Here is a 23,647-nt window from a genome sequence, read left to right on the forward strand (position 1 = left end):
TCCATTATTACAAAAGTTCAAAGGAGGTAATTCCGAATATGAACAATATTCATATTAATAAGAAATAATAGACGAGGTGACTGACCATGAGTTTTATTCATTTAATCACTAATAACGGAGAGTTTAGCATGGAAACTATTCTGATCAAGGAAGGTTTCACGAAAACAGGACAAATTTATCACTTTCAAAAAGATTATGATGAATCAACTATCTTCATTTCAGTAGACCATAGAACCTTTACTTGTGAACTAAAAAGCTTACAAGGAACAACTTTAAAAAGAGCAGAGGTCAATTTTCAAGAGGATTCCTTTTTTGAAAATTATGCTGTACTCATTGGATATGTAAAGAAATTTCTTATATTTCATTCGGCTCAATCCGGTGGATTAAAAGAGTAAAGGTATCATTTTCAATTATGTGATTTTTACTTAAAAGGTTTGCCTGAGAAATTTTAAAGTACTTTATATTTGCGCGGTTCTGAACTTCAACTTTCCGAGAAGGTGTAAAGGAAGAATTGTTCTGTGACTTCTTTACATAATAGAAATCAATAAACCGATTAGATTCCTCTATTGCATCTTCCAATATATGAACAGGTATTTCACTTTGCCGTTTAATTCCTTGTCCATACAAAAAGAAAATATAACATTCATTATTATTACAACTTAGTTTGAAGATAATTTTGGACTTTGCATTCATAAAGAGATCTCTCCTTTTCGCACTTTAAATGCTCGTATCTTTATCTGTATTATAGCATTTTACAATAATGGAATATGCATTAAATTATTTGTGATACGTTTATCTCTATCACCTTTTGCAAATTTTATATGTTCAATGACAAAAAAAGACCCCTTAACAGAGATCTCGATTTTCTAAGCAACGCTCAATTTCGTGGCGATCAACAATATATTTTTTGGTAAGCCCATGAAAACTATCATGTAACTTTCCCTCTCTGAAACACTTTTGAATGGCTGTTTTGGATATACCATACAAAGAGCAAGTTTGATCAATGGTCAGATATCGATGCTGTACACGTTCTATACACTCTGGATCATAATACGATATTCTTCGCTTTCCAGATGTATAGAACAATTCCTCTTTCGGCTGAAGTATCCCTAAGCGTTCGAGACCTAAGAGAGTAGCATAATCCACTTTTAACAATCGCTCCACTTGCTCTTTCGTATACCCTTTTTGATCACGTCTTCGATGGATCAGAAGCGTACGGCAAGACAGTAATTCCTCATGCGAGAAGACTACGTCCGAGAGTTTCCCATTTTTCACCGGGCACGTTGGTTTAATTTTTCCTTGTAAAATCATTTCTATGAGTTCTACAAGTTTTAATTTATATGACCTAAATTGCATTAAGAATTCATGCAAGGTTCTTCCTTGACTATCCGCCTGATACGTTCCACGAATTCTCTCAAGAAAGACTTCAAACTCACTTTCATTGATGTAATATTGGCTTCTCTTGAACTGGTACAGGGTTAATAACTTGTTATTGATAAATTCATTGAGATGAACTTTGTCACTTATCCCCAATCTACTCGCTGCCTCTGACCGGCGTATAAATCCTTCTGCCGGAACTTCTTGATCCAAAATAATATAATGATTCGCTGCACAAGCCACCTTGGATGCTTTACGAGAATGCTTCTGCAACGTATTCGGTACCATCCGAAGATTAGAGGGTTTGTGAGTACAGTGAGAAGGGATGTATAGCAGAGGAGCGAGAAGCTTGAAAACTGGTTTTAGTCCGGCGTCATACTGGAGTTGAAGACATGCCTTGATTTTGATGTTTCTTATTTTAGGTGATAGATCACTTATGCGTTCCATTGTATTTTTGAAGTTAACCGGGAAAGCATCCAGCAAATGATATACATTTGTGTGAAGATGATAGGCACTTTCATTGTTAGAGCGATACTTTTTTGTGTTTTTAAATGCATTTAAAACATAGCTGTGGTTAGCGACACTCTGATTTCCTTGTAATAGATGACTCAGCCGATTAGCCAGCGTAAGATACTCCTTCACTTTAATGCCTTTTAAAATGGACAATTGATCCGATTCTGCTATCCCAGAGCGTATCAAAGATTGAATCCATTCCTGCGCCTGCAAACTTAGAGGATCTGATATTGTCAGTCCTTCAGCATAAGAAAATACTCCTTCACAGTGGGGACAGACATCAATGATAAAATGATCCATTGAGATCTTCTCTTTACAACGAACACAATAATCAAGCAGTAGCTCATTATGTTCCAGGCAAATAGTTACCGGTTCAATATTCCACAAACTTTGATGATATACTCCTCGTTCTTTGACGCAAGATGGGCAATATTTAACCGAATTTCGATTGATGAGTTTAGGCGCTCTCCCCCATTTATTATGAGAGTGGCTTTCTAATGTGAAAACGGGGATGCCCGTCCATGCTGTTATCGTCCCCAGTACCTTCCGGTTAAAAATGTTGTTTCGAATATCCGAAACGCTCGCATCCCAATCCTTCGCAAAGCCTCTGATGTTTGTGTACCCATTCGTGTAAATAAAACGTAATACATAACTTATCAAACTTTCATCCTTCTCAATATTAGGTACAATGTTCATTTCATATCTACCTCTCTTTTTCAATTAATGAGAGCTATTATATGAAAATATTTCGTTTTATATCACTACATGTTTTCGAATTTCATACGCTGTTCATTTTTTATTCTTTCTATTAAAACCTTATCATCTATAATTAACCTCATTCTTACATATACATTGATTGCATTTTACAGCCATTGTTTACCATATAAAGATAAAACAAAGGAGGTATTTAAGTGAATACAAAGTTTAAATTAATAACCGCTTCAGTTGCCTTGAGTATGTTGGCTACATCCCTTGTTGGTTTTGGTGGTTCTGCTAACGCCCAACCTGTTTTAGATTCAAATGTTGAGTTTGTACTTAATAATAACAATATTACTGACTTTGTTCTCATCAATGAAAGTCTTGATAATTACGAATACACGTATGAACAAAATGGCGAAATGTTTAAAGTTATCGAAAACACAGACTCAAGTTTCAAAAAAGTCAACAGTTCAATTTATAAAAAAGATACTAAAGGCAATTTCGAATTGATAATTGAAAGAGAAATGACTTTCGAGTCCAATCAAAATGGTGAAATAATTGTCACAACAACTGAGAATAATTCAACGAGTCAAGAGGTTGTATCCGTTTCTTCTACTTCATCCCCATCTAGAACACAAAAACAAGACAACGGTAGCATTACAATAAATAATTCTTACTTAACTGGATGGAAATCAGATGGCTCCACCAATTATACTAACAATATTGTTGCTTACACTGTAATTGCCATATCTGCTTTGATAGCCAATACAGTTCCTTGGGCACCAGCAAAATGGTTGAATACAGTTGCTGCAGCCATATACTTAAGAAATACATCTACCATCTATTACACTCAATTTAACTGGGGAAGATATCTCCTAGCTTCTCCTCTTACACAAATTGCTGATAGGAGAACAGTATACGTTTATAGTGATAGCGCTCGAACTAATCAAGTTGGTGATCCAGTGACTAGAGAGTATTACACTCCAGGTTGGGGTCCGAATGGTCCTCTTTAATTATGTAATAGCTATTCATTGAATAATTTTATTGACTTTTTCAAAGTGAAACTTATAGCATGGGTCTTTTAAGGATTCTTTTAGAGACCTTGCTGTGAGTTTTATTCGTTCTTATTTTCTCGCATTTTTTCATTTTCCTAATAAAAACACAGAACTCTCTTAATAATCGGAAAGTATGATGGAGCGATCTTAAGAAATATTATTGGAGGCTTGAGCAATTTGAAATCAAATATTCTGGTAACTGCTTTGTTATTGCTAATCTTCCTTTTCCGGAATAATATATCAGTTTTAATTTTTAGTATCATTTTGTTCGGTATAATGATTTTTACAACGAATAAACAAAGGAATGCCTGGAACATATCAGCACTTATCATCTTAACTATCGTCCTAATCATCTGGAACATTTATCTTTGGTTATAAATATTTGAAACGTTAATAAAAAAGCTCTCCGTATGGAGAAGCTTTTTTTAGCATGCTTAAAGTTTCAATTTTTAGAATTCGGTTACTTTATCAACCTAACATATGAGTCCTCTGTCTCTACTCCTCGTCATCCGCTACCCGAAGGTATACTGATCCGAACATCGGAATCATTAATTGTTCAGTTTTATCGTTGACTTGATTTAACTGGCGGGCTATTTTAGATTCGTCAAAAATTGTCTGCTTCTCTACCCATTCAAAAGTTCCGTGTTCTGTATGAATCATACCATTATATCTGAATGTATCTGGATCTAAGTCTGGACTGAGATCCGGATCTTGCACCGGATTACTAAAATACGATAATTTCGTTTCAAAGTCATTTTTATCCTCTGTAGGCTCAAGTGCTGAAGTGATGTGAGTAGACTGGACATTCTGTTGTTCAACATTTAAATTTTCAGGCTGTACTAATCCTAAAATCATCATTACTACAAAAGCATTTACTAGTATTTTTGTAAACATGTTATCCCCCCGCTGCTTAGGCTCATAAGAAAGATTATATCCATCTAAACTATGAGATATTCATGATTTTAAATTCAGCAAAGTAGAGTTGTACATATCGAGCTCCAAACTCTATGACCATTACACTACATTATAGATACTTGTAACTATTATCCATATAATTGGTAAATTGTACTGATGGATCTATTCCCTTTATTTGTGATAGTATCGCTAATGTTGTGTACATAACAAAAACATGTTGGGGGTTTACTTAATTGCGGAAAAAGAAAGTTTTAATTTCACTCGGAGGATTATTTGTCCTCATCACTAGCTTAAGTTTATTTGCAGAGGTGGGTGCTGCTTCTAAACCAGTTACATTTGATACTTCAACTCCGATTACATTTAATACGAAAGAAGACTTTAATGCCAAAAAAGTCCCACCTGGTTTTGACAAGAAAGAAAATATTGAAACCGGCAATAAATTAGGCATTGATGTAAAGTCAGCGCAAAGCGAAGCAACCAGCTTCAGTAAAAAATTGCGGGCAGCTTTCAATAAAGATTCTATTACGGTAAATCAAGAGCTTACAAGCGATGGAGACTACCTTGTTGGAAGCGGTGGTAGTATTGACCTTAATATGGATGGTCAGAAACATAACTTATCCATTATAAGTTCTTTGGTCTCTCATTTTGAATTGAAAAATGGCACGCATCTGTTAACTGGAAGTTTCGAAACTGAAATCAAACAAGATGATGGTACTCTCATTCCATCCACTGTTAGTTTCACAAGTATTGTCGAAACCGGGGAAGGAATTTACAGCGTAACAATGGGTACCATTGAAGATGGACCCGTTGTGCTAATGTTTGGTGATGATAGCTTTGCAACGCAAGAAATTCGTGACATCATCAGAGGGCAAGCCAACTTTGAGGAGGATGCTCTCTAATGAAAAATAAGAACAAATCCACTATTGCAATTGTTATAGCATTGATCATTTTCACTGCCATCTCCTCCGCACCTGCACACGCTCAAGATATGGGGGAGTACTACCATAAAGGGAATGCGTACAGCAGTTACTACGACAGTGGAAATCAAGCCATTAATGGTTGGAGTACGGTTGTTATGGCTACTTCCTCCAGAATGGCTAGTCAAGGCAGTCTAGGGTATACATCGATACAAGCGTGGGCAAGACTTGATACTCTTAACGCTCAATACAGCCCTTACTATGCACCAACAGTGGTTGCCATTGAAACCAAGATGAAAACAACGACAACAAGTAGCGATAGAGACTTTTATTTGCTCCAAACGAATCCTGGTCATAAAATCAGTAAACATTCGGTGGATTCATTTATTTTTGACTTGATTGATTATCGAATTCCAGGAGTAAGTTTAGTGGGTAAATTAGCGGAGAACTATGCCAATGGTTTTACTTCGGGTACAGAACAAAATTTTCAAAACCCCAAAAACGGCACCTTAACGTTTTTAAATCCAACTAATGCTAGTTTGTCTAACAATATTAGTTGGAAAGATGCTAACCAGGTTATAGGCTCCAAAAAGAATTCTGGGGCAGCAGCAGAATTCCACTTCACTGTGGCAAATGGTAATCAAATTAACGTTGCACCTCAAGCTCGCGTACAGTATGGATTATATACAACCAACACCATAATTCCTATTAAATTGTGGTCAAACTATGCGTACGTGAACCACACGTTGAATTAATGATGAAGAAAAAATACTCTAAAATCATGATAGTTGTTGTCGTTCTCTTGATTATTGTTTCAACTTTTATTTTAATTGAAAACTCAATTAGTAAGAAAGAAGTTGAGGTTAATTCGCAGTATTATACTGGTTTTGTTGCGAGAGTACAGAAATTGGATGATACACTTTCTCAAACCAGTGAGATAGAGACTAAGATTGAAGTTGAGCAAATGTTTGAAGTGTATACATCCATTATTTTAGTGAATGACCAATTAACTCTCTTGAAAGAAAATACTAAAACTTTTCCCGAATTAGATGTTCTTATCAATGACTTTTTAATTTTCAGGGGTGAATACGGTTATCTTGTAAGAGATCAATTAAAAGGTAGTCGTGCAGATTCTGAAGTTCTCATGAAAGTGGTCAAACAGGTCAAATTATTCTTGACTGACTTGCCAAACGAATACGAGAATTCGAAAGAATTTTCGGATCAGTTTAGTAAAGCTTCTGAGCATATTAAACCATTAATACATCTTAATTTCTAATTGAATTGAGCCGCGGTTGCGGCTCTTTTTTGTTCTCAACAATGTTATATCGTTATCGTAGAATTATCCATTAGGTACATTTTAGCTAACTTCTAACAATAAACTGACAACTTTCTTTGATGTAGTGATTCCCACCAATAACAACCGTTTTCAATGTCTGACGTTCAATGATTGCCCCTTCATCCAGAACCTCATCTTGCTGATAGACGATAATATGCCATATTCTTTGAATGGCTTTTTCAAAATGCGAAGCTTTATATAGAAGTTCCACGTATACTATCCACTTTTCTGCAAATGAATTAAACATGTTTAAACTATTATAGTGAAATTGAAATATATTCCACACAAATAGCACATACTAAAATTATCAGGATAAAAACGGAAGTTTGATTTTGATAGTTTCCAAAAAATAAAATGCCCATATGGAAGGAGAAAGTTACATGGATTTTAATTTAGGTCCGATTGATAAAAAGAAAAAAGATATAGGCAAAATGGTTAATGAGCTAGTGCGCCTTAATTTTTCTTGGTGGAAAAACCAAGGAGATCCTTCTATCTATGAAGCTTTCTGCGCTAACCTAGCCGAACTCGGGTCTGAGTCAATGGAAGTAGCAGAATCGTATTTCTTGCACTTAAATACTTGGGCAAGAAGACATGGATTTGATTATCAAAGATTACACCGATTCCAGATAAGACTTTCGATTGGTGAAAAAATCATTGATATAAAAATTAATGATTTGGATTATGAATTTTACCTACTCGTGAATGATATGCCCAAGAAGGTATTTAAGAATTCAGGGGAGATCGAGCCATGGATTGAAAATGAATTCCTTACTTCGATGAATTAATTTCATCTCCTCGACGCTTGATATACGGAGGTTTCTGTACGGTATCTATGCAAATGATGAGTGACTGTAAGAAGAAGTTAAGTATCGTTTACTATTGTCGTTGATTGTATTGGCATTCTTCTTCGGTTTCTTCAAACCTAAACCAAGATAGTCCCCTTATACAGAACATTAGATCGCAATCAACTTCAGAGTAACTTAACCAAAATTAAAACAAAAAAGTCGCTAAATTAGCGACTTTCAGTGAAAAATTATTTAGACATATAGTCTTTTGTTTTGTGAAGGCTTATTTTGATGCGCCACTTTCCTTAGAAGTGATTGGTCCGTCGGGAAATTTCTCTATGATACTCCCAAATCATCTATTTTTTTTGTTGAGAATGAGTGTAATCATGTAAACAAATAACATTAGTAGATTTAAGTAGGTGGGAAATTCTAAAATTATAAACAGTAACAATACTACAAGACATATAGGTGATATTACCTTTAAACTTTTAGATTTAATGATAAGCACTACAAGTAATACAATGAAAATTAATAATATTAAAATGAGATTGTTCATTCCATCGCTCCATTCAATAAAGTCAAACTCATCCATGTAGACTGCAATTCCGGATCCAATCCGTTTGTATAACTAAACCCTCCCTCAGTATTTCGAACGGACATAACTAAATCTTTTACTTTCTCTTTATTGTAACCCTTCAAGTTTAATTTTTCATTAAATTTAGTCATATAGTAACAACCAATTACATCAAATTCATCTGTTCCCTTTTGAATACTATACCCGCCGTCTTTCTTAAGGTAATTATTTAATAAATTAATTAATTTTTCCGAATGACTTTCATACCATTTACCGTATAAGAAATCATATACTTCACATATTCTATATAAAGAAACTAAATCAATTTTATCATTAGAAATTACTTCATTAAAGATTTCCTTTTTGTATATTTTTTTCAGTTCATCTTTAATGAAATCATTATTTTCGACGTTTGATATCTTCGAAATTTCGACAAACCAATAGGCTTCGTTACTTATTTGCTCCATAGTAAAATTCTGAGGAGCTTTGTTATCTATATTTAAAATTCTCAAATTTTCCAAGTAATAATAATATTCTTTAAGCGAGTTTATTTCTATAAGATCCACATTATTTACATCAGGTTTCGTAGTCTTGTCATCTGTCGTGATTCTTATCGTATCTAAAGCATAGTATGTTGCTTCATAACTAGGTGAATTATTAACCGGCTTTTTCCATCCATAGTCAAGTTTATAATCATTTAATACACTTAATAAATCCTTACTAGCATTTTGATTGTTAAGCATCAGCTTGTTGTCAATATACGTATATTCATATGTCCCTTGAGCTGAAATCGCATTATTAAAATAAAATATTCCATCCTTTGGTTTACTTTGATTAACCATTGATTTTATTTCGGTGAAATCAAGATTCAACTTTAATTTGTTATCTATAGACACCAAATTATAAAGTTGATTAAGATTTGTGAGATTTAGATCTAGAGTCAAATCGAAACCATCTACTAGTTTCCTTATATATGCTGACTTATCAACCTCAGAATTTTCATCAAAATATTTAAAATATTGAAGATTTTGAATAAGAATTAAAGTTCTTAGATAATCTTTATCATTACTCGATAGATTCTTATCTTCGTCTCTAATGTTTTCAAAGTCTTTGATCAACTGATTTTTTGTGCTTGTTAATTCATCCAGATTATAGTCTAAATTTGTTAGAATACTTAATGCAATATTTGTTGCGTATATATAATCACTATAAACCTCATCATTAAACCTGCCATTTTTATCTTTAATGGACAGGACACTATCAATTATTTTTTCCTTTTCTGGAATTGATTCATCTACTACAGAATAAAAATTAGTAGCCAACAAAGTATCATTTAAATTTAATGTTTTATTTCCAGAAAAGTCATAACCATGCGGATTTCGATATTGCTTTAACCAATTAAGATCTTGAATTCTTGGAATCTGATTGTTTACTAAAGCACTAATTTCCTGAAACCAATAAGTTGTACTAGGATCAATCTTATCATTTTTGGATAAGGAATATAGTTTTAGAGTATCTTCTTCGACATAAGATTTATAACCATCTATAAATGATAATATACTTTTATCTACTTCTTTATCATTATTTTGTGTGCTACATGCAACAAGTACAAAAATCATACAAATTATCAAACAAGTTACTTTGCTTCTCAATTATCGCAACTCCTTAGACTGAACTTCTTTGAAGTTAAAGTTAGGGGATAACATTTTATAATGTTATCCCCTGTTAATTATATTGTTGAAGAGTCGTATGCGACAGCTGTGTAAATGTTAGTTCCAACTGAAGCTGTAGCATTAACAGATTGATTAACGCTGTAAATTACAGCACCTGTAAAAGTGATTCCATTAAAGCTGTGGTTAATAGCCCACTCATGTTTATAACTTTTGCTGTAAGTCACTGTCTCATTGGCTCCACTAAAACCAACACCACTGGGGAACCCAGCTGATATTGAAAGACCCTTGACTTGGTAAGTCTCTCCGATTGAGAGTTCATCAGCATATAAGGGTGATGTTCCTAAAAATCTAACTTGAGAGTTTCCGACAAAAGTAGCTTTAGTTTCAAAATAAGGTGCAGTAACTGTTGTTGCTAATTGAGCACTAGCTTTTTTTCCATCAGTGTTGTAATTGCTAAGATTTCTTACTTGATCAGGAAGAAGCGCCATAGTTGAATATACATTTTCGCTATTATTAGTTGAAAGTTCAGTTGTTGGGTTCCAATCTTCTTTGTTTTGAATATCATGAGATGGGGTTAACACTATTGAGCTAACTGAGCTTTCACGTACCACACTTAAAGGTTCAGTTTCTGTCGCTGCATTTGCAGGAATAGCAAATGATAGCATCAAAGCTGAAGTTAATAACATAGTTGATAGTTTTTTTACGTTTCTTTTCATAGTAAATTGAACCTCCTGGAATTATGTAGATTATATTCTAGATAACGTTATCCCATTAACCTCCTATCTGAGTTAATTAATCTTTTCAGATCCATATTAATACAAGTCATTATCTATGTATAAAGTAACATACGTAACTATTTATGTAAAGAATTTATTGTAATTTTTTTTGTTAAGTAGCAAATTATCATTAATATTTCTCAACTCATTAATAATGGTTATATACAAATAGATTATATGCACTTCATTAAAATTAACAATTCATATCACAGCATATGTAATATAATTTCAGGAAGTTTTTCATCACACATATAAATTTTTTTTATTTTATGACTGTTATTATTTCCATCAACATGATAACGGAATTTCGTATAACCACTGAAAAGAATGAATCACACCTTGAGAATCGAGCCATTGAAATAATCAATATTTGACCGTTAGCTACTGGATAAATACAAAAAATCTCAGAGTAAGTTACTCTGAGATTTATCTGTTGCTTATCGGCATATAAAATTTTAATTCGCCATATTCTTATCATTTATATGAGATCCACTCTAATTGAAAATTCGATAGTTACATTACCCCTCCTCTTCATTTTTAGGTTCCGATGATTTCTCTTCTTTGGAACAATAAGCAATGCTAGAAGTAGAACCAGCCACTTTTTTAAATGTACTTCTTTCATTATGTATATTCCCTATTAAAACCCTAAAAATATCTTACCACATAAATTGAAACAGCAGCAGTATCTAGTGTCCTTGATATATCGGCTATTCTCCCCACCAGATTATTTGAGCCTTCGAGTTTCCTTCCTCATAATACTTTATTTCGTTCTCTACTGGGATATTTGAATGTTCAATAACTATGGGGACCGGAAAACCTATGAACGTAATCCCCAATAATAAAACAAAGATAATGACAAGAACTCCAAACAGGGTAATTTTAACACGTTTCATTCGCTCCATCCTCCAATGAACACTTCAATTATCGTTCTTGCACATCAACATATTGAAAAATTATTTTCAAAAAAATTAATTATTGTAGCAGAAGTATCGTCGTGTTGTTCTCTAATGTGATCTATCCCTTTCCTTTTCCAAAACAAGTTGCTTTTTTTGTTTTATTGAGCTAACCTTTCACTTTAGTTTAACGAGTTTTAATAATTTCTTGCCAATTAGGAGGCAAGTCATAATCCTTAATGTGCTGATAGTCAAGAACCACTACTGATCCGGAGTTATTTATACTAAACCTCATCGAGTCGAGTCCGACATCCAAATGAGGTCCTACGTAAGGGATTGTTTTAACCTTAACATCAATATGTGAAGAATGATATTTAACATCTACATCAGTTCCATCCAAAAAAGGCGTAAACGTAGGTAATACAGTTAATTTATTTTTGTAGTAATGGTTAATCTGTTCCTGTATTTTTGGAGTTAACAAAGTAAGTACTAACCGTTTCAATGGTTCATCGTTTGGCTTTGCACAAACAGGCTCGATTGCCATCAAGAAAATGATGACTGTTAGCAACGATCCAATAAATCTTTTCATTTCTATACCCCTCATTTTCAGCATTTTTAAGGGTAGTTTTCACTAAATGAAGAGAATTTATTATGCTATCCTGCCCGTTAGTTTAATCTTCAGCTTCTTCGAACAACTCTTTGAGCATTCTATCCTTGTTATTCACAAACTCTTTCATAATTATAAAATGATCGGTTTCTTCCATTACTTGTACCTCGATACCATCTGGCGTTAGATTGTAAATAATCGAATCTGGATATGCCATAAGGATCGGGGAATGGGTCGCAATTATAAATTGGGAGTTTTGCAAAACAAGTTCATGGATTCGTGTCAGCATCGCCATTTGGCGAAGGGGAGACAATGCTGCCTCAGGTTCATCCAGAATATATAATCCATTCTCCCCGAACCGATGAATGAAAGTGGAAAAGAACGACTCTCCGTGCGATTGCTCATGCAAAGACTTGCCGCCGTACGAATCTTTGATAGGGGGAATAAGGCGACCGAATGAAGGTTGGCTGTCCAATTCATCGATCGTCGTGGCTAAATTATAATAACTCTCTGCCCGGAAAAAGAAGCCATCCTTCGGGCGTCGCGAACCTCTGATCAATTGTATATATTCATATAAACTCGAGTGAGTAGCCTGGGTTGAGAAAGAAAAGTTGACCGTCCCGCCCTCCGGGTTAAATCCCCATGCGACAGCAATGGACTCCATCAGTGTTGATTTGCCCATTCCATTTTCACCTACAATATAGGTTACCTTAGAGTGAAAATCAAGAGTATTTAGGTTTCGAATGACCGCCAAATCAAAGGGATAACGAGTATAGGTAGGTACTTGTTGCCTTTTAAGCTGAATTTGTCGTAAATAGGGATGCTGTATATTCAATATAGTTCACTCCCCTTTTAAGCCTTTGATCGTTATGCTTACCTTTGTTGGCAAACGCTGACTCATGTTTGTCTCACCCTTTAGTTTACTCCATCAAACAAATAATACCACATACCGAAACTAACCTGCCCGTTAGCTTAATAGAGATTCCTTTGAAGTACTTATGGATTACAATGAGTCTTGCCCATATTCATTCCAATACTGCTTTAAATGCTTTTGTAGCGCAAAATCAAGATCAGCATTATCATGTTCCACTTCAACTTCGGCAGACATGATTGCCGTTCCTAAAGGTCCGCTGAGTCCTCTTGAACCCCCACTCATACCAAGCTCAGGTAGCAGCTCAGCTTGAGAATACCAGCGTTCTGCATAATCTTTGGTACCGCCTGCATTTCTAACGATATATAGTCGATGCAGAATGTTATCGGCATCCCGATAGCCATAGTAAAAATACCCTTTTCCCTTCAGATCATCCGTAATATTGATTTCTTCGCTGTTGACACTTACAATGAGCTGTTCTGAGGACTCTTTGACTACCCAATCGCCATCGTTTTCGCTACCCATGGCGTCTGTATGGTTTTCTGCAATTTCATAGTGCAGAGAGGTTCCATTAGCAAAGACAACAGTCTGTCCTCTACCTTTGAAAAGCCTCGTATAATCCGTAGCGGCTACATTTTCATATGTTTGACCTTGTTCGCTTGATAGTTGTTCACCCTCTTTTTTAACAGAACAAGTAACAAGGGTTAACACTAATGTTGATAGTATAGTTAATTGTAATATTTTTTTTATCATGGCTCGTTTCTCTATCTCCTTTTTCTTCTGATTGCTTAAATTATAACCTAGCATTAAACTCATGAAATCAAAATATCCCGGTGCTCCAATCGAGACGGTCGTAAAATAGAAATACCGCTTCTCCAGCTCCTGATTTTCCTCGCTCATTTCCAGAAAAACTGGATCATTTATGATGTCATCATTCATTATGCCTTCCCGCCAGAAGCTCAATTCAAGTTCGGGAATTGCAAAAGAAAATCCAGTTCATGGATCAGCGTCTCCTACCATTGGATACTCATTACTAAGTGTGTGAATCAAATCCTCTGCCTTGATTGTGAGAGCATCGGTACCTTGAAATAAGCAGGGAATGTGGAATTTATTCCATATGCTTAATTGACTTCTTACCGGTGATACTTGTGGAGACGTGAGCCGGTGGCATTACCTCCGGAACGGGTTTCAGATACTTAATCCTTTTTTAGCGCCCTGAATAAAGAGTCAAGAAAAGTAGATAACTAAGTTAAATAAGGTTTGAGTAGTTTCAAGGAGGCTATTTATGAAAATAATAATGATGAAGTGCCTATTAGTACTTATTGGGCTTGGGATCACAGGGATAATCCCTTACATTAGCGCATACTCTGAAGCTGTATTACCTAAAGTTGATAAGGATGGCTACTATCCGATAACGTATTTTGATTCACTAAATGAAGCAGTTAAAGAATATCAAAATCTAACATCTACAAATTCTGTATTAATACCAAAATGGTTACCCAGTGAATCATATTTGGAAAGCATACGCATTCTTGGTGGTGATGTTCTAACAACGGTATACGTAGGAGAAGATCTGAAAGTTCGAATTCATGTTAATCCAAAAATAGACCGGTCAGATTTAAGCAAGCGTAGGACGATAATCATAAATGATAAAACAAGGGCTGAGTATAAGGAAAACAACTTCCTTTATTCATTGAATTTTGATAAAGGAGGTAGAAATTACATGATTCTTATTGAAAAGAAGAATGTTAAATCAATCAATAATGTTAATTCAGTCAGTGTTATCGGTAAAGATAAAGCAATAGAGTACATGGTTAAGATCGGACAATCCTTAACCCCATTTGATTAGTACCCACTTTTCGTAACTGTGCCAGGATCAAATAAAACAAGTGCAACATTGACCAACGCTTGCTAATTGTAATTGACAGATTTTCTTCTCCAGAAGCTGACGTTTCGACTATCCCAGTTTGACCAACAAGAGTCCTTGCCACCTACTAGACGGTTGTGAGTATAATTGATGAAAAAAACGCACATCAAACCTGTATAAACTAAAATAAGTGATAGTGGAACAAGATTCCACTATCACTTATTTGTATTTAGGGCTTACATACATAGTGAAGAAACAAAGTAGTGGTCGCTAAATTATAACGTTTCTCAAATGAAAGAGACTCTGGATTCTCGAGAAAATGGTGAACATCTTGTGTTTCTAATTTTGAAAATAGAGCCAGGGTATCCGCAGAAAAATTCATATTTTGAATTAAATGGTCTACTACTCCCCTGACTCTTTCATTAGATCCTATGCTTTCGAAACCTACAGATAACAATACTATGAATTGCTGAAATTCTGAGATCACACTTTGGGAATATTTCGTTATATCTAAAGTGTCATTTAATAAACCTAAAATCATATCTTCACTACAATTAGACATTTTACTCAAAGTTTGCGTTGAGAGTTTATAAGTAGCCATAACCTTTTCTAAGAGCTTATTAAATGGCTCACCATCTGAATTGCTTGAATTTATGATAAGCAACACAATTACCCTCCTAAATCTGGATTATTTTTAACTTAAGTTCCAAGTTCTCATCCTATTTTATTCTTTCAGTTCTGTTGTAATTTCTAAAAATCGCATATACGGTTGTCCATACATCGTGAAGTATAAGTCCCCTATCTTCGTTTCAACGATTTTGCCTTGCTTTGTTGCTTTTGAAACATTCGAATCCACCCACGCAGTCAAAGTTTTAAACTCTTCTGAATCCTTACTAAAGAAAGGGAACTTATTAAACTTCCGCAGCTGCTTTTGTCGTTGCTTCAACTACTTTTGGGTTCATCGGTGCGTCAAGATTGTTTAGATCAATATACCCTGATGCATCCACAAGAACTTCTACCCAATCAATCTGATCATTATCGCGAGTATGGTAGATATCGAATCGAACTTCAAGCTTGTCTTGCTTATAGATCCCAACGTACGCATCAAGCGTTTCTAAACGCTCATTACGAACTTCATAGCCGCCATCAATCAATGATTTCTTCATGGCACTGGCGGTAAATTTGAAAGGCGTTACTGCGGATGTGCTGGATACATGGGAAGATGTCTCTTCTTTATTTGCAGCAATGCCGTATCCGACGGCAATGGCTAAAATTAGCACAATTACTGCATGTGATACTTTAATTTTCTTATTCATACTCAATATTCCCCTCACTGTCTGACGAGTGAAAACTGCAGGACCCATATCCATGATTGATGGAAATTTAGCCGTTCTTTAACGGCTTGTTTAACTCTTTAATAAAAATAGACCTCTTACTTGGTTTGTCTTGAATCGTTTTTGGGAACGTAACATAGAGATTATTCTTCGCCCTGGTTGCAGCCACATACATTAATCTTCGTTCTTCCTCATGTGTGGTCGGCGGTTCTGCCTTTTCCTTGCATTCATTCATATCTACGCTGCTCAATGCTACTGCACGATTAGAAGGTAATGCCCCGTCATGTACACCGATTACAAAGACATTATTAAAAGCAAGTCCTTTGCTTTTATGGATCGTTAAAAAGACATAATAACCTCACCTTTGTTTTTTAAGTGTTGGAAAATCTTTCAATCACTATTTTAGCAGAATTAGTTGTGTCTATCCTTATTACCTTTTATGAAAATAATAGGGGATTAACTTTTTTAGATAAGATTGATGTGGTTCAATAAAAACTCAAACAATGTCTGACCTGTATTAAGAGCTCAGATACACGAGTATTATTACAGATAAAACGGGTGTCTCAATCGAATTAATATCCAACAGATAAGGAGTATCAGCATTAGAAAAACAAAAAGCTCGCCGATCATAGGCGAACTTTTTGTTAATCCATTAGGTAACGTTGTAATAACTTGTGAGCTTGTTCCAGCGTATATAATAGGTGCTCGTGTCCACGAACAGGGGTAACAATTCTAGCGAGAGTGTTACTGTACTCCTTCACTTCTAAATCAGTTGCGGGGCGTTCGAAAGCAAAATACCCAACTTTAAAGCTAAGTGTATTTGAAGTAGAAGTGCCACTCTTTTTGAGTCCTAACACTTCTGTCTGCCCGTTGGCGAAAAGCTTCTCAAATACTTTAGCTTTTAAATCAGTCAGTTCTTGTCGGGCATTTTGATCTAAAGTCTTGTCATCGAGCATACTTACTAATCTCATTAATGCTTCACCAACATTGTTGAGAGTTAGTGTTTCAATGCTTTTGACGATGCATGATTCAACCTCATAAACGGGTTCTAACCACTCCTTACCAAGAAATGTAACTTTCAAAAAACCTGAAGGCGCCAAGTTTATTGGAATTTCAAGCCCTTCTTCGCTAAGATTGGACATTGTTTTTAAGTTATCTGGAAGATTGACTTTTGTGTATTCAGTTTTCGCCATCAAATAAACCTCACTTATTTAAATTTAGATGAAAATCAATTTGATTCGAATTCGTGGATAATTAAGAAGCTGTTTAAGAACCTCGTTTACCCACTTATCTTTCATTTGGGGCAGTACGTTTCGTTTTGTGCCGAAATTAATAATTGAGCAAATTTCGAATTCGGAATCAGTCTTAACAAGTTTTACTTTCCTCAACCTCCGATTGGAATGTAGTATAATTTCGGCATGGAGCAAAACGAAAGTTTGTCCCTTTTCTTTGTCATAATAAATTTGATTTATAGCACAATCTAGGATTTTAACTTCTTGTGTCGCTTCCATACCCATCACCTCGATTCCATTTCGATTATATCAAGAAAACAATTGTTTTGTGGGAAATAATTCCTAAATTTAAGATTTTTGTACTCGCCGATATAATTAATTACTTCACCGGTTAAAGCCTAAAAAGAAGTAGCCGATTAAAATAATCGGGTACTTCTTTTTTTAGCATATCAATGCATTATTATTCTACTGATACCAATTCTATTTTCAATTCGCGTCCGGCGACACCTATCTCGTGTGAACCATATTTTTTGCATCCCATAACTGGTATTAATTTGTGTTCTACCTCAAACCCATTCTGATCAGGAAGAGACTTTGTTTTAATCTCTGATATGAAGTAAGGGTATAGCGCTGGTTGCTTAGCCAGTTTACTCACGTCCTCTTCCACCAATATATGCCGACTAGAACTGTTTTCCCCGACCTTTACAGGTGCTACATTATTTAAATGCTTTACAACCGCATTATCTACTGGCAGATCAACAATAAGACATATACCTTTGTAAAGTAATACTGCAATTTCGGGAGAGTACTGCAACGTTTCAGCTAAAAGAGTGTTCATCTTTTGGTAACCATGTGAAATCCCGTTACGAGTATTGGTGAGTTTTTTCCACTCTGTTCTGGTTACACCCGTCTCTTCAACCAAACGTTCAAGACCCTGCTTCGTGGTTCTTTCCACATAAAATGTGTCCCCTGATTTTACACATTTTTGTTCAACAACCTCTTTGCCACTGCTTTCGCAATTAAAGTGTTTAGCTAAAAGCGGGTTTAAAGTTTCAAGACCCTGCCATAGATTGAGAAACTGATCTAGCGAATCTTTTTCGTTAATACCTTTTCTTAGCCATCCAATTGAACGTGCTAATCGATCTTTCTTATCACTGTCTATACCTACAACATTCTCCAGAGTATTAGCAAATATTTGAATATCAACAGTCTGCGGTCGTGTTATTGGGAGATCATAAAAATATTGCACAAATTCCCGTTCCATTTTTCCCTCTGTTATATCATAGGACAGAATGATCTTAGATGGAGAAGCTTCCACTCCCGACGTAAGGCACATCATGGTAATGAAAAGCTCAGACATCTGATACGCCTGACTAATAGCATGATCAATATCAACTTCTTCGATATCAATCTCTATCAACCAACCAAACTTCTCCCCAGTGATTTTTATATCTTCCTCTGTCTGGATTCTACGCAGTTTTACGTGACTATGTTCTGAGGGAAAAGACAAATTGTTAACTACTTTTCCGTCATGTGCAATATTAATGCTTGAAATAGTGGTAAGTACAACTCTATATTTATTCATCATATCATCCCTTCAGCCTCATATTGTTAAAGCAACTTTAACGTATTTACTAGCTCATGAACAGGGCAAAAGTATGGCGATGAAAAGCGCTGCTGCTTAGATAAACCGAACAGCTCACAAATTTCTCATTCCTTCTTATTCTATTTACTTACACCCTCAGATCTCTTGCTTATTTCATCCAATGTAATTTGTAAAGCTTCAATAGCATCAGTATCTTTAGCATCAAATGATTTTTGCTTATATTTATCTGCAAACAAATTGAATGTAAGTAGCGCTGCTTCTTTTCCAATTATGCTTATTGCATATTGATCCGCTTCAAACTCATCAGGCAATTTTTTACCAAGACGACGTTCATATTCGTATATTGCTATCAATTCTTCTGACGAATAACCAAGTCCGTCTGCCGACGTGCTACTGTGCTTATAAACATCGTGTCCCATCTCATGGAGTAACATAAATTCCTGAGATTCATCAGGATATGTAAAGAATGACTTTCCTACTACAATCCTCGGAGGCTTTCCATCATTAAATGTTAATAACATGGCTTCATGTTCAATCTCATCACATATAATCACATCGTATCCACGATATTGGGAAATCTTTATAAACCCAAATTCAGGGATTTTCTCCATTCGATTTATAGATAATATCACACTCTTTGTCTCCCTAATCTTGATAATTTGATACTACAACTATATCACTTCAAAAAAAGTGGCAGTCTGCGACTATATCTTCAGATACAGGTACACAGCCGTCTCTCTTTTTCAAGGAAAACAAACCACATTCTAAGATCATTCGCATTCATCTCAATACTTTCGTCCAAAAGCATGTACATCTACACGTTGTTGATTTTTATCATTGCAGATATCTGGATACTCTCTACAGAAATCAAACGCCATATCAAATTTGTTTTCAGCGCAAAATACCTGGCGATAAGCTTGCGATATTTGCAGACTATTTTGATATTTTATCGTTTCAACGTCGTCTAAAGGAATAAAGCAATTCTCCTTTGATTCTAAGTCTTTAAAATGACTTCTCTCTACCAAAGATAATGTGAATTTACTATTCAGTGGATAATGAATCTCAATTCCCTCTGAAGCATATCCCCCGTAGCTAATGAATTCATTCTCAATGTTAGCTCGCTTTACAACCGGAGTATCAGAAGTATAGAAAGGCAACTCAGTTTTATTCACCAAAACTAACCAAATATGTTTCTCCAATATCTGAGCCATGTTATCTATGAACTCTGGATTCAACAGTTGCGTTGCATGTAGTACTGATGAAAACTCGTCATTGAATTTCAATTCATAACTATTATGATCGAAATCGGGATCTTCTTCCTGTATAAATTCATCCAGCAGAGACTTATTAAATTTTTCATATAGTTCTATAATGCCAGCTCTATATTCTTTCGTTCGAAGGATTTGGAGAGCCATTAGTTCTGCCATCTCCAATTTATCATCCCCGCTAAAGACGGGAAGTGTGTATACTTTTTCGGGATGCGACATGTAGTACGATGAGATTATTTTTCTTATCTTCTTTGGGTACTCCCCTTCGATTTCGGAGAAAAGCTTCTCTATAAATTGATCCGGAAGTTTCACTTCTTCATCTGGTGAAATCCCTTCGGGAAAATCGTAGAAATACCTTCCACTTGCAACGTTACGAATATGAGTAGGGAAGGCTTTACTCTGCAACTTATCAAAAACATAAGTCTGTTCTTGCTTATTAGCAAAAAAACGAAGATAGCTTTGGGATACGGTATGCTGGTTGATTACTTTGTTAGACGTCATGTACTTTCCTCCATATTCTTTGTTACGAAGAACGTAAGCTGTTTGTTCCGCTATTGTCAATAGGTTCTGTAAGAATTATCAACATTTTCCTTACCGACGACTTCTTAAATCTACATAAGGTTCATTTATCAGATATTCCTGCTTATCAACAAATAAGAGAATTCAGATCGCTGTTTATCATTAATTAAAGAAAAAGCTTGAGGTATCAAGCTTTTTTCGAGTGTTCATTATCATTTACTATGGATATTTTATCATTAAATGTGAGAATTTCAGTGACTCTTTGACCATTATCATTTCCATGGTAATGATAAGAAGCAAAAACGCCATAATTCGGCGTTTATCAAAATGAATGGTGATAATGGTTTTTCAAAAACAGGAACATTAGTTCTTAAATATACGTTTTATCATTTCATGTGGGAATCGCCCTTGATTTATAAGGCTTTGCGCTGTTTTTTTTATCATTTCCTATGGAGCTATTATCATTTCGTGTGGTGACCTACAACAGTACATAAGCTGGCACCAGGGTCAGAACAATCGTGAGTGCCGTCTCTCTGGTAAGCTTTAACCAGGATAAAATAAGGAGAAGAGAGGCTACATATACAGCGACATGAGTTCCGGAGATCGCCAGGATATGCGTTAGACCCAGTTGTGAAAACTGACCATAGGTACCTGGATCAATATCATTAGCCATCCCGATAATCAGGCCCTTCATATACCCTGCATGGGGCTCAGGAAATAACTGCTCGACCGCCGAACCCAACGTATGCCTCGTCCAATCCGTCCACCGTAGTACGTTAAATTGTCCAACCCCCTCTGGAGGCGTAGCTGTAACCGAGCCGGCTCCCTTCACTTTGAACAACCAGTGGATATGCAGGGTTCGCAAATAACTGCGATAATCAAACCCGCCAAAGTTCCTTGCTTCGCCAGGAAGGGCAAATGAACCATTAAGCGTGATTGCATCGCCCCTCTTCCAGTCCGCTGCTACCTGTTGCTCTTCTTCCTCTAATAGTCTAACTTGTACCATCAATTGTTCATCTATTTGGAATGCTGATGATGCTGCCAGATCTGTATCTGCTGATGAATCCGATAAGGGCAATATTGCAGACATCTGCATCTTAAAGTCAGCCCGATCTCCATCAATACGTACATCTGACACAAGCTCACCCTGAATTTCGGCTACCAAACCGTCAAACTCTTTAGTAGCGATATGGGTAGTCTCGGGCAGTCCGCTATGATTGCGTGCGTCATTCCAATCCCAATGTGCAGCACCTCCAATAAAGGCAGCGAGTAAAAATAAAATAGACCACCCACGTATATCTATGAAACGAAGTAGAAGTGGCAGACATGCCAGCATTCCAATCATTCCCCAGATTAACGTCCAGCCTGTTAACGCGCAGGCCATCCCGCTACCGCATAACCAGCAAATCGTAAAAGTCAACAAAGGTCTGCCTTTCATCCGTCTCCCTCCTTCATGTCACCCGTTGAACGCAGAAAAACCCCCGGAAAGCCAGTTCAGGCTTGCCGGAGGTTCTTCCTCGCGTATTAAATCCTATTCATATTAATTGCTCACAGTCATCATCGTTTCCCGCGGGGGCTGGTAATTCTCCAGCCTGCGGAACGTTATGCCCTTCTGTTCCATCATATTCGTAACCTTGCCGGTATCTTTAGGATAAGAACGATGAAACACGATTTCTGTAATACCACTATTCGCCAGCATATTGGCACATGTCCAGCAAGGTTCATCGGTCACATACACAGACGAGCCTTCGCGGTCGATTCGATCTGTGAATAAAAGCAAATTTTGCTCCGCATGGATTGTGCGAATGCAACGTTGCTTTTTAACCATTTCTTCTAACCCCTCGGTCACGACCAACTCGTATTCTTCCGATATCATGCAACCTGCTTCAGAACAGTCCGGGACGCCTGTGGGTGCGCCATTATAGGCTGTTCCCAGCAGTTTCTTTCCCTGAACTAGCACGGCACCCACATGACGACGCGAACAGCGGGAACGGGTGGAAACCATATACGCGATGTCCATAAAATACGTATCCCAGTCCTTGCGTACCTCTACTGTACTCATGCTGCTTTCCTCCCGCTCAACACATTTTTTATTCTCATATTACCGGATCTGCACATACGGTGCCATCTTCTCCAGCATCTTCATTCCGATTCCTTTGACCTTTGTCAGATCACTAACTTTCGCAAAAGGACCATGTGTATTCCGATAGTCCACAATAGCCTGAGCCTTCTTCTCCCCGATTCCAGGAAGCTCTGTAAGCTTGGAGACAGATGCAGTATTCACATCAATCTTGCCATTATCGCTTGCTTCCTCACGAACTATAGATGAATTACTACTTGATGCCGTCTCGGAGGTAACCGGAGGATTGGATTTCGTATCTCGCACTACCGGTTCAGTCGAAGCAGCAGTAACCAATGGAATATCGTTCGTCTGATTTGGAGTTTGGGCTACTGGATCACCTTCAACTGCACCACTCAAGATCTCTTTAGACTCTCCTGGCTTTGCATCGTTCCCAGTCTGCATCCCATTTGCATCCGTTCCCGAAGATGTTCCTGTATTGCCCTGAACCGAAGTAGCCGACTGTACAGCAGGGAGTTCCTGCTCTATCGTCGGCTTCTCGGTGCCGAGCTGCAAGGGTTCCCAGCCACTAGGTGGTTGTTCACTTTTGCCCGACCATAATATGAGTATACTTCCAACCACCGCAGCAGCAATGGTCATTCCTTTGTTCCATCTCATTTCTTCCACACCTCTCCCTTAATTCAAAATCATTCATTCCGAACACGGGCGGTGCTTCCGAACCGTTAAAATTCCTTGATGAAACAAGTTGTG

The 23,647-nt window shown here is 36.4% G+C and carries 26 protein-coding genes; 7 read left to right on the plus strand and 19 right to left on the minus strand.

All coding sequences use genetic code 11. The annotated features are described in order from the left end of the window. Positions 1–128: 128 nt before the first annotated feature. Positions 129–395 carry a hypothetical protein gene (locus AB4111_RS16860; RefSeq protein WP_442032437.1) on the plus strand — a complete coding sequence of 89 codons (267 nt, stop codon included), beginning with the start codon at positions 129–131 and terminating at the stop codon, positions 393–395. A gap of 451 nt (positions 396–846) precedes the next feature. Here the strand turns inward: AB4111_RS16860 and AB4111_RS16865 are convergent, their stop codons facing one another. Next, the gene (locus tag AB4111_RS16865) at positions 847–2,586 is read right to left on the minus strand and encodes a TniQ family protein (RefSeq protein WP_442032438.1); all 1,740 of its coding nucleotides are present in this window, start codon (positions 2,584–2,586) and stop codon (positions 847–849) included. 215 nt (positions 2,587–2,801) lie between these two features. Between AB4111_RS16865 and AB4111_RS16870 the strand changes: the two genes are divergently transcribed. Continuing rightward, complete coding sequence (locus tag AB4111_RS16870) at positions 2,802–3,602, plus strand: hypothetical protein (protein WP_442032439.1); 801 nt, start codon at positions 2,802–2,804, stop codon at positions 3,600–3,602. A 537-nt stretch (positions 3,603–4,139) separates the two neighbouring features. On the opposite strand, the gene AB4111_RS16875 is transcribed toward AB4111_RS16870, so the two are convergent. Further along, the gene (locus tag AB4111_RS16875) at positions 4,140–4,538 is read right to left on the minus strand and encodes a hypothetical protein (protein ID WP_442032440.1); all 399 of its coding nucleotides are present in this window, start codon (positions 4,536–4,538) and stop codon (positions 4,140–4,142) included. Between the two features lie 254 nt (positions 4,539–4,792). Between AB4111_RS16875 and AB4111_RS16880 the strand changes: the two genes are divergently transcribed. The 3 genes from AB4111_RS16880 to AB4111_RS16890 are packed head-to-tail and all read left to right on the plus strand — an operon-like array spanning position 4,793 to position 6,752. Next, a complete protein-coding gene (locus AB4111_RS16880; protein ID WP_442032441.1) occupies positions 4,793–5,458 on the plus strand; it encodes a hypothetical protein in 666 nt (221 codons plus the stop codon). Then, positions 5,458–6,231 carry a hypothetical protein gene (locus AB4111_RS16885; RefSeq protein WP_442032442.1) on the plus strand — a complete coding sequence of 258 codons (774 nt, stop codon included), beginning with the start codon at positions 5,458–5,460 and terminating at the stop codon, positions 6,229–6,231. The genes AB4111_RS16880 and AB4111_RS16885 overlap by 1 nt, the downstream gene beginning before the upstream one ends. Beyond that, positions 6,231–6,752, plus strand: coding sequence for a hypothetical protein (locus AB4111_RS16890; RefSeq protein WP_442032443.1), 522 nt, complete (start codon positions 6,231–6,233; stop codon positions 6,750–6,752). Before AB4111_RS16885 ends, AB4111_RS16890 begins: the two co-directional genes overlap by 1 nt. A gap of 85 nt (positions 6,753–6,837) precedes the next feature. On the opposite strand, the gene AB4111_RS16895 is transcribed toward AB4111_RS16890, so the two are convergent. After that, positions 6,838–7,023, minus strand: coding sequence for a hypothetical protein (locus AB4111_RS16895; RefSeq protein WP_442032444.1), 186 nt, complete (start codon positions 7,021–7,023; stop codon positions 6,838–6,840). A gap of 169 nt (positions 7,024–7,192) precedes the next feature. On the opposite strand from AB4111_RS16895, the gene AB4111_RS16900 reads away from it, so the two are divergent. Continuing rightward, a complete protein-coding gene (locus AB4111_RS16900) occupies positions 7,193–7,597 on the plus strand; it encodes a hypothetical protein (RefSeq protein ID WP_442032445.1) in 405 nt (134 codons plus the stop codon). A 552-nt stretch (positions 7,598–8,149) separates the two neighbouring features. On the opposite strand, the gene AB4111_RS16905 is transcribed toward AB4111_RS16900, so the two are convergent. The 6 genes from AB4111_RS16905 to AB4111_RS16930 all read right to left on the minus strand — a co-directional run bounded on the left by AB4111_RS16905 (position 8,150) and on the right by AB4111_RS16930 (position 13,930). Next, positions 8,150–9,823, minus strand: coding sequence for a prenyltransferase/squalene oxidase repeat-containing protein (locus tag AB4111_RS16905; RefSeq protein WP_442032446.1), 1,674 nt, complete (start codon positions 9,821–9,823; stop codon positions 8,150–8,152). Positions 9,824–9,900: 77 nt separating this feature from the next. Continuing rightward, positions 9,901–10,560 carry a hypothetical protein gene (locus AB4111_RS16910; RefSeq protein WP_442032447.1) on the minus strand — a complete coding sequence of 220 codons (660 nt, stop codon included), beginning with the start codon at positions 10,558–10,560 and terminating at the stop codon, positions 9,901–9,903. A gap of 767 nt (positions 10,561–11,327) precedes the next feature. After that, complete coding sequence (locus tag AB4111_RS16915; protein WP_442032448.1) at positions 11,328–11,513, minus strand: hypothetical protein; 186 nt, start codon at positions 11,511–11,513, stop codon at positions 11,328–11,330. 187 nt (positions 11,514–11,700) lie between these two features. Then, complete coding sequence (locus tag AB4111_RS16920; RefSeq protein WP_442032449.1) at positions 11,701–12,102, minus strand: DUF3888 domain-containing protein; 402 nt, start codon at positions 12,100–12,102, stop codon at positions 11,701–11,703. Positions 12,103–12,184: 82 nt separating this feature from the next. Further along, positions 12,185–12,958, minus strand: coding sequence for an AAA family ATPase (locus tag AB4111_RS16925; RefSeq protein WP_442032785.1), 774 nt, complete (start codon positions 12,956–12,958; stop codon positions 12,185–12,187). Positions 12,959–13,123: 165 nt separating this feature from the next. After that, positions 13,124–13,930 (minus strand): hypothetical protein, encoded by an 807-nt coding sequence (locus AB4111_RS16930; RefSeq protein WP_442032450.1) that lies wholly within the window; start codon positions 13,928–13,930, stop codon positions 13,124–13,126. A 346-nt stretch (positions 13,931–14,276) separates the two neighbouring features. On the opposite strand from AB4111_RS16930, the gene AB4111_RS16935 reads away from it, so the two are divergent. Further along, on the plus strand, positions 14,277–14,840 hold the full coding sequence (locus AB4111_RS16935) for a hypothetical protein (protein WP_442032451.1): 564 nt from the start codon (positions 14,277–14,279) through the stop codon (positions 14,838–14,840). Positions 14,841–15,087: 247 nt separating this feature from the next. On the opposite strand, the gene AB4111_RS16940 is transcribed toward AB4111_RS16935, so the two are convergent. From AB4111_RS16940 to AB4111_RS16985, 10 genes are all read right to left on the minus strand, one after another. Then, a complete protein-coding gene (locus AB4111_RS16940) occupies positions 15,088–15,525 on the minus strand; it encodes an HTH domain-containing protein (protein ID WP_442032452.1) in 438 nt (145 codons plus the stop codon). A 244-nt stretch (positions 15,526–15,769) separates the two neighbouring features. Further along, on the minus strand, positions 15,770–16,174 hold the full coding sequence (locus AB4111_RS16945; protein WP_442032453.1) for a hypothetical protein: 405 nt from the start codon (positions 16,172–16,174) through the stop codon (positions 15,770–15,772). A gap of 67 nt (positions 16,175–16,241) precedes the next feature. Continuing rightward, entirely contained in the window at positions 16,242–16,529 is a 288-nt protein-coding gene (locus AB4111_RS16950; RefSeq protein WP_442032786.1) for a 3'-5' exonuclease, read from the minus strand. A 307-nt stretch (positions 16,530–16,836) separates the two neighbouring features. Further along, entirely contained in the window at positions 16,837–17,385 is a 549-nt protein-coding gene (locus AB4111_RS16955) for a hypothetical protein (RefSeq protein WP_442032454.1), read from the minus strand. A gap of 499 nt (positions 17,386–17,884) precedes the next feature. Then, positions 17,885–19,012 carry a hypothetical protein gene (locus AB4111_RS16960; protein WP_442032455.1) on the minus strand — a complete coding sequence of 376 codons (1,128 nt, stop codon included), beginning with the start codon at positions 19,010–19,012 and terminating at the stop codon, positions 17,885–17,887. A gap of 137 nt (positions 19,013–19,149) precedes the next feature. Next, on the minus strand, positions 19,150–19,662 hold the full coding sequence (locus AB4111_RS16965; protein ID WP_442032456.1) for a hypothetical protein: 513 nt from the start codon (positions 19,660–19,662) through the stop codon (positions 19,150–19,152). 153 nt (positions 19,663–19,815) lie between these two features. After that, positions 19,816–20,799, minus strand: a complete 984-nt coding sequence (locus AB4111_RS16970; RefSeq protein WP_442032457.1) for a DUF4238 domain-containing protein — start codon at positions 20,797–20,799, stop codon at positions 19,816–19,818. 496 nt (positions 20,800–21,295) lie between these two features. Further along, entirely contained in the window at positions 21,296–22,255 is a 960-nt protein-coding gene (locus AB4111_RS16975; RefSeq protein ID WP_442032458.1) for a ComEC/Rec2 family competence protein, read from the minus strand. 102 nt (positions 22,256–22,357) lie between these two features. Continuing rightward, positions 22,358–22,879 carry a deoxycytidylate deaminase gene (locus tag AB4111_RS16980; protein ID WP_442032459.1) on the minus strand — a complete coding sequence of 174 codons (522 nt, stop codon included), beginning with the start codon at positions 22,877–22,879 and terminating at the stop codon, positions 22,358–22,360. 39 nt (positions 22,880–22,918) lie between these two features. Continuing rightward, complete coding sequence (locus tag AB4111_RS16985) at positions 22,919–23,554, minus strand: ComEA family DNA-binding protein (RefSeq protein ID WP_442032460.1); 636 nt, start codon at positions 23,552–23,554, stop codon at positions 22,919–22,921. Positions 23,555–23,647 lie beyond the last annotated feature (93 nt).

It is taken from the genome of Paenibacillus sp. 2KB_22 (genome assembly GCF_052115745.1).
In the GTDB taxonomy this organism is placed as follows: domain Bacteria; phylum Bacillota; class Bacilli; order Paenibacillales; family Paenibacillaceae; genus Paenibacillus.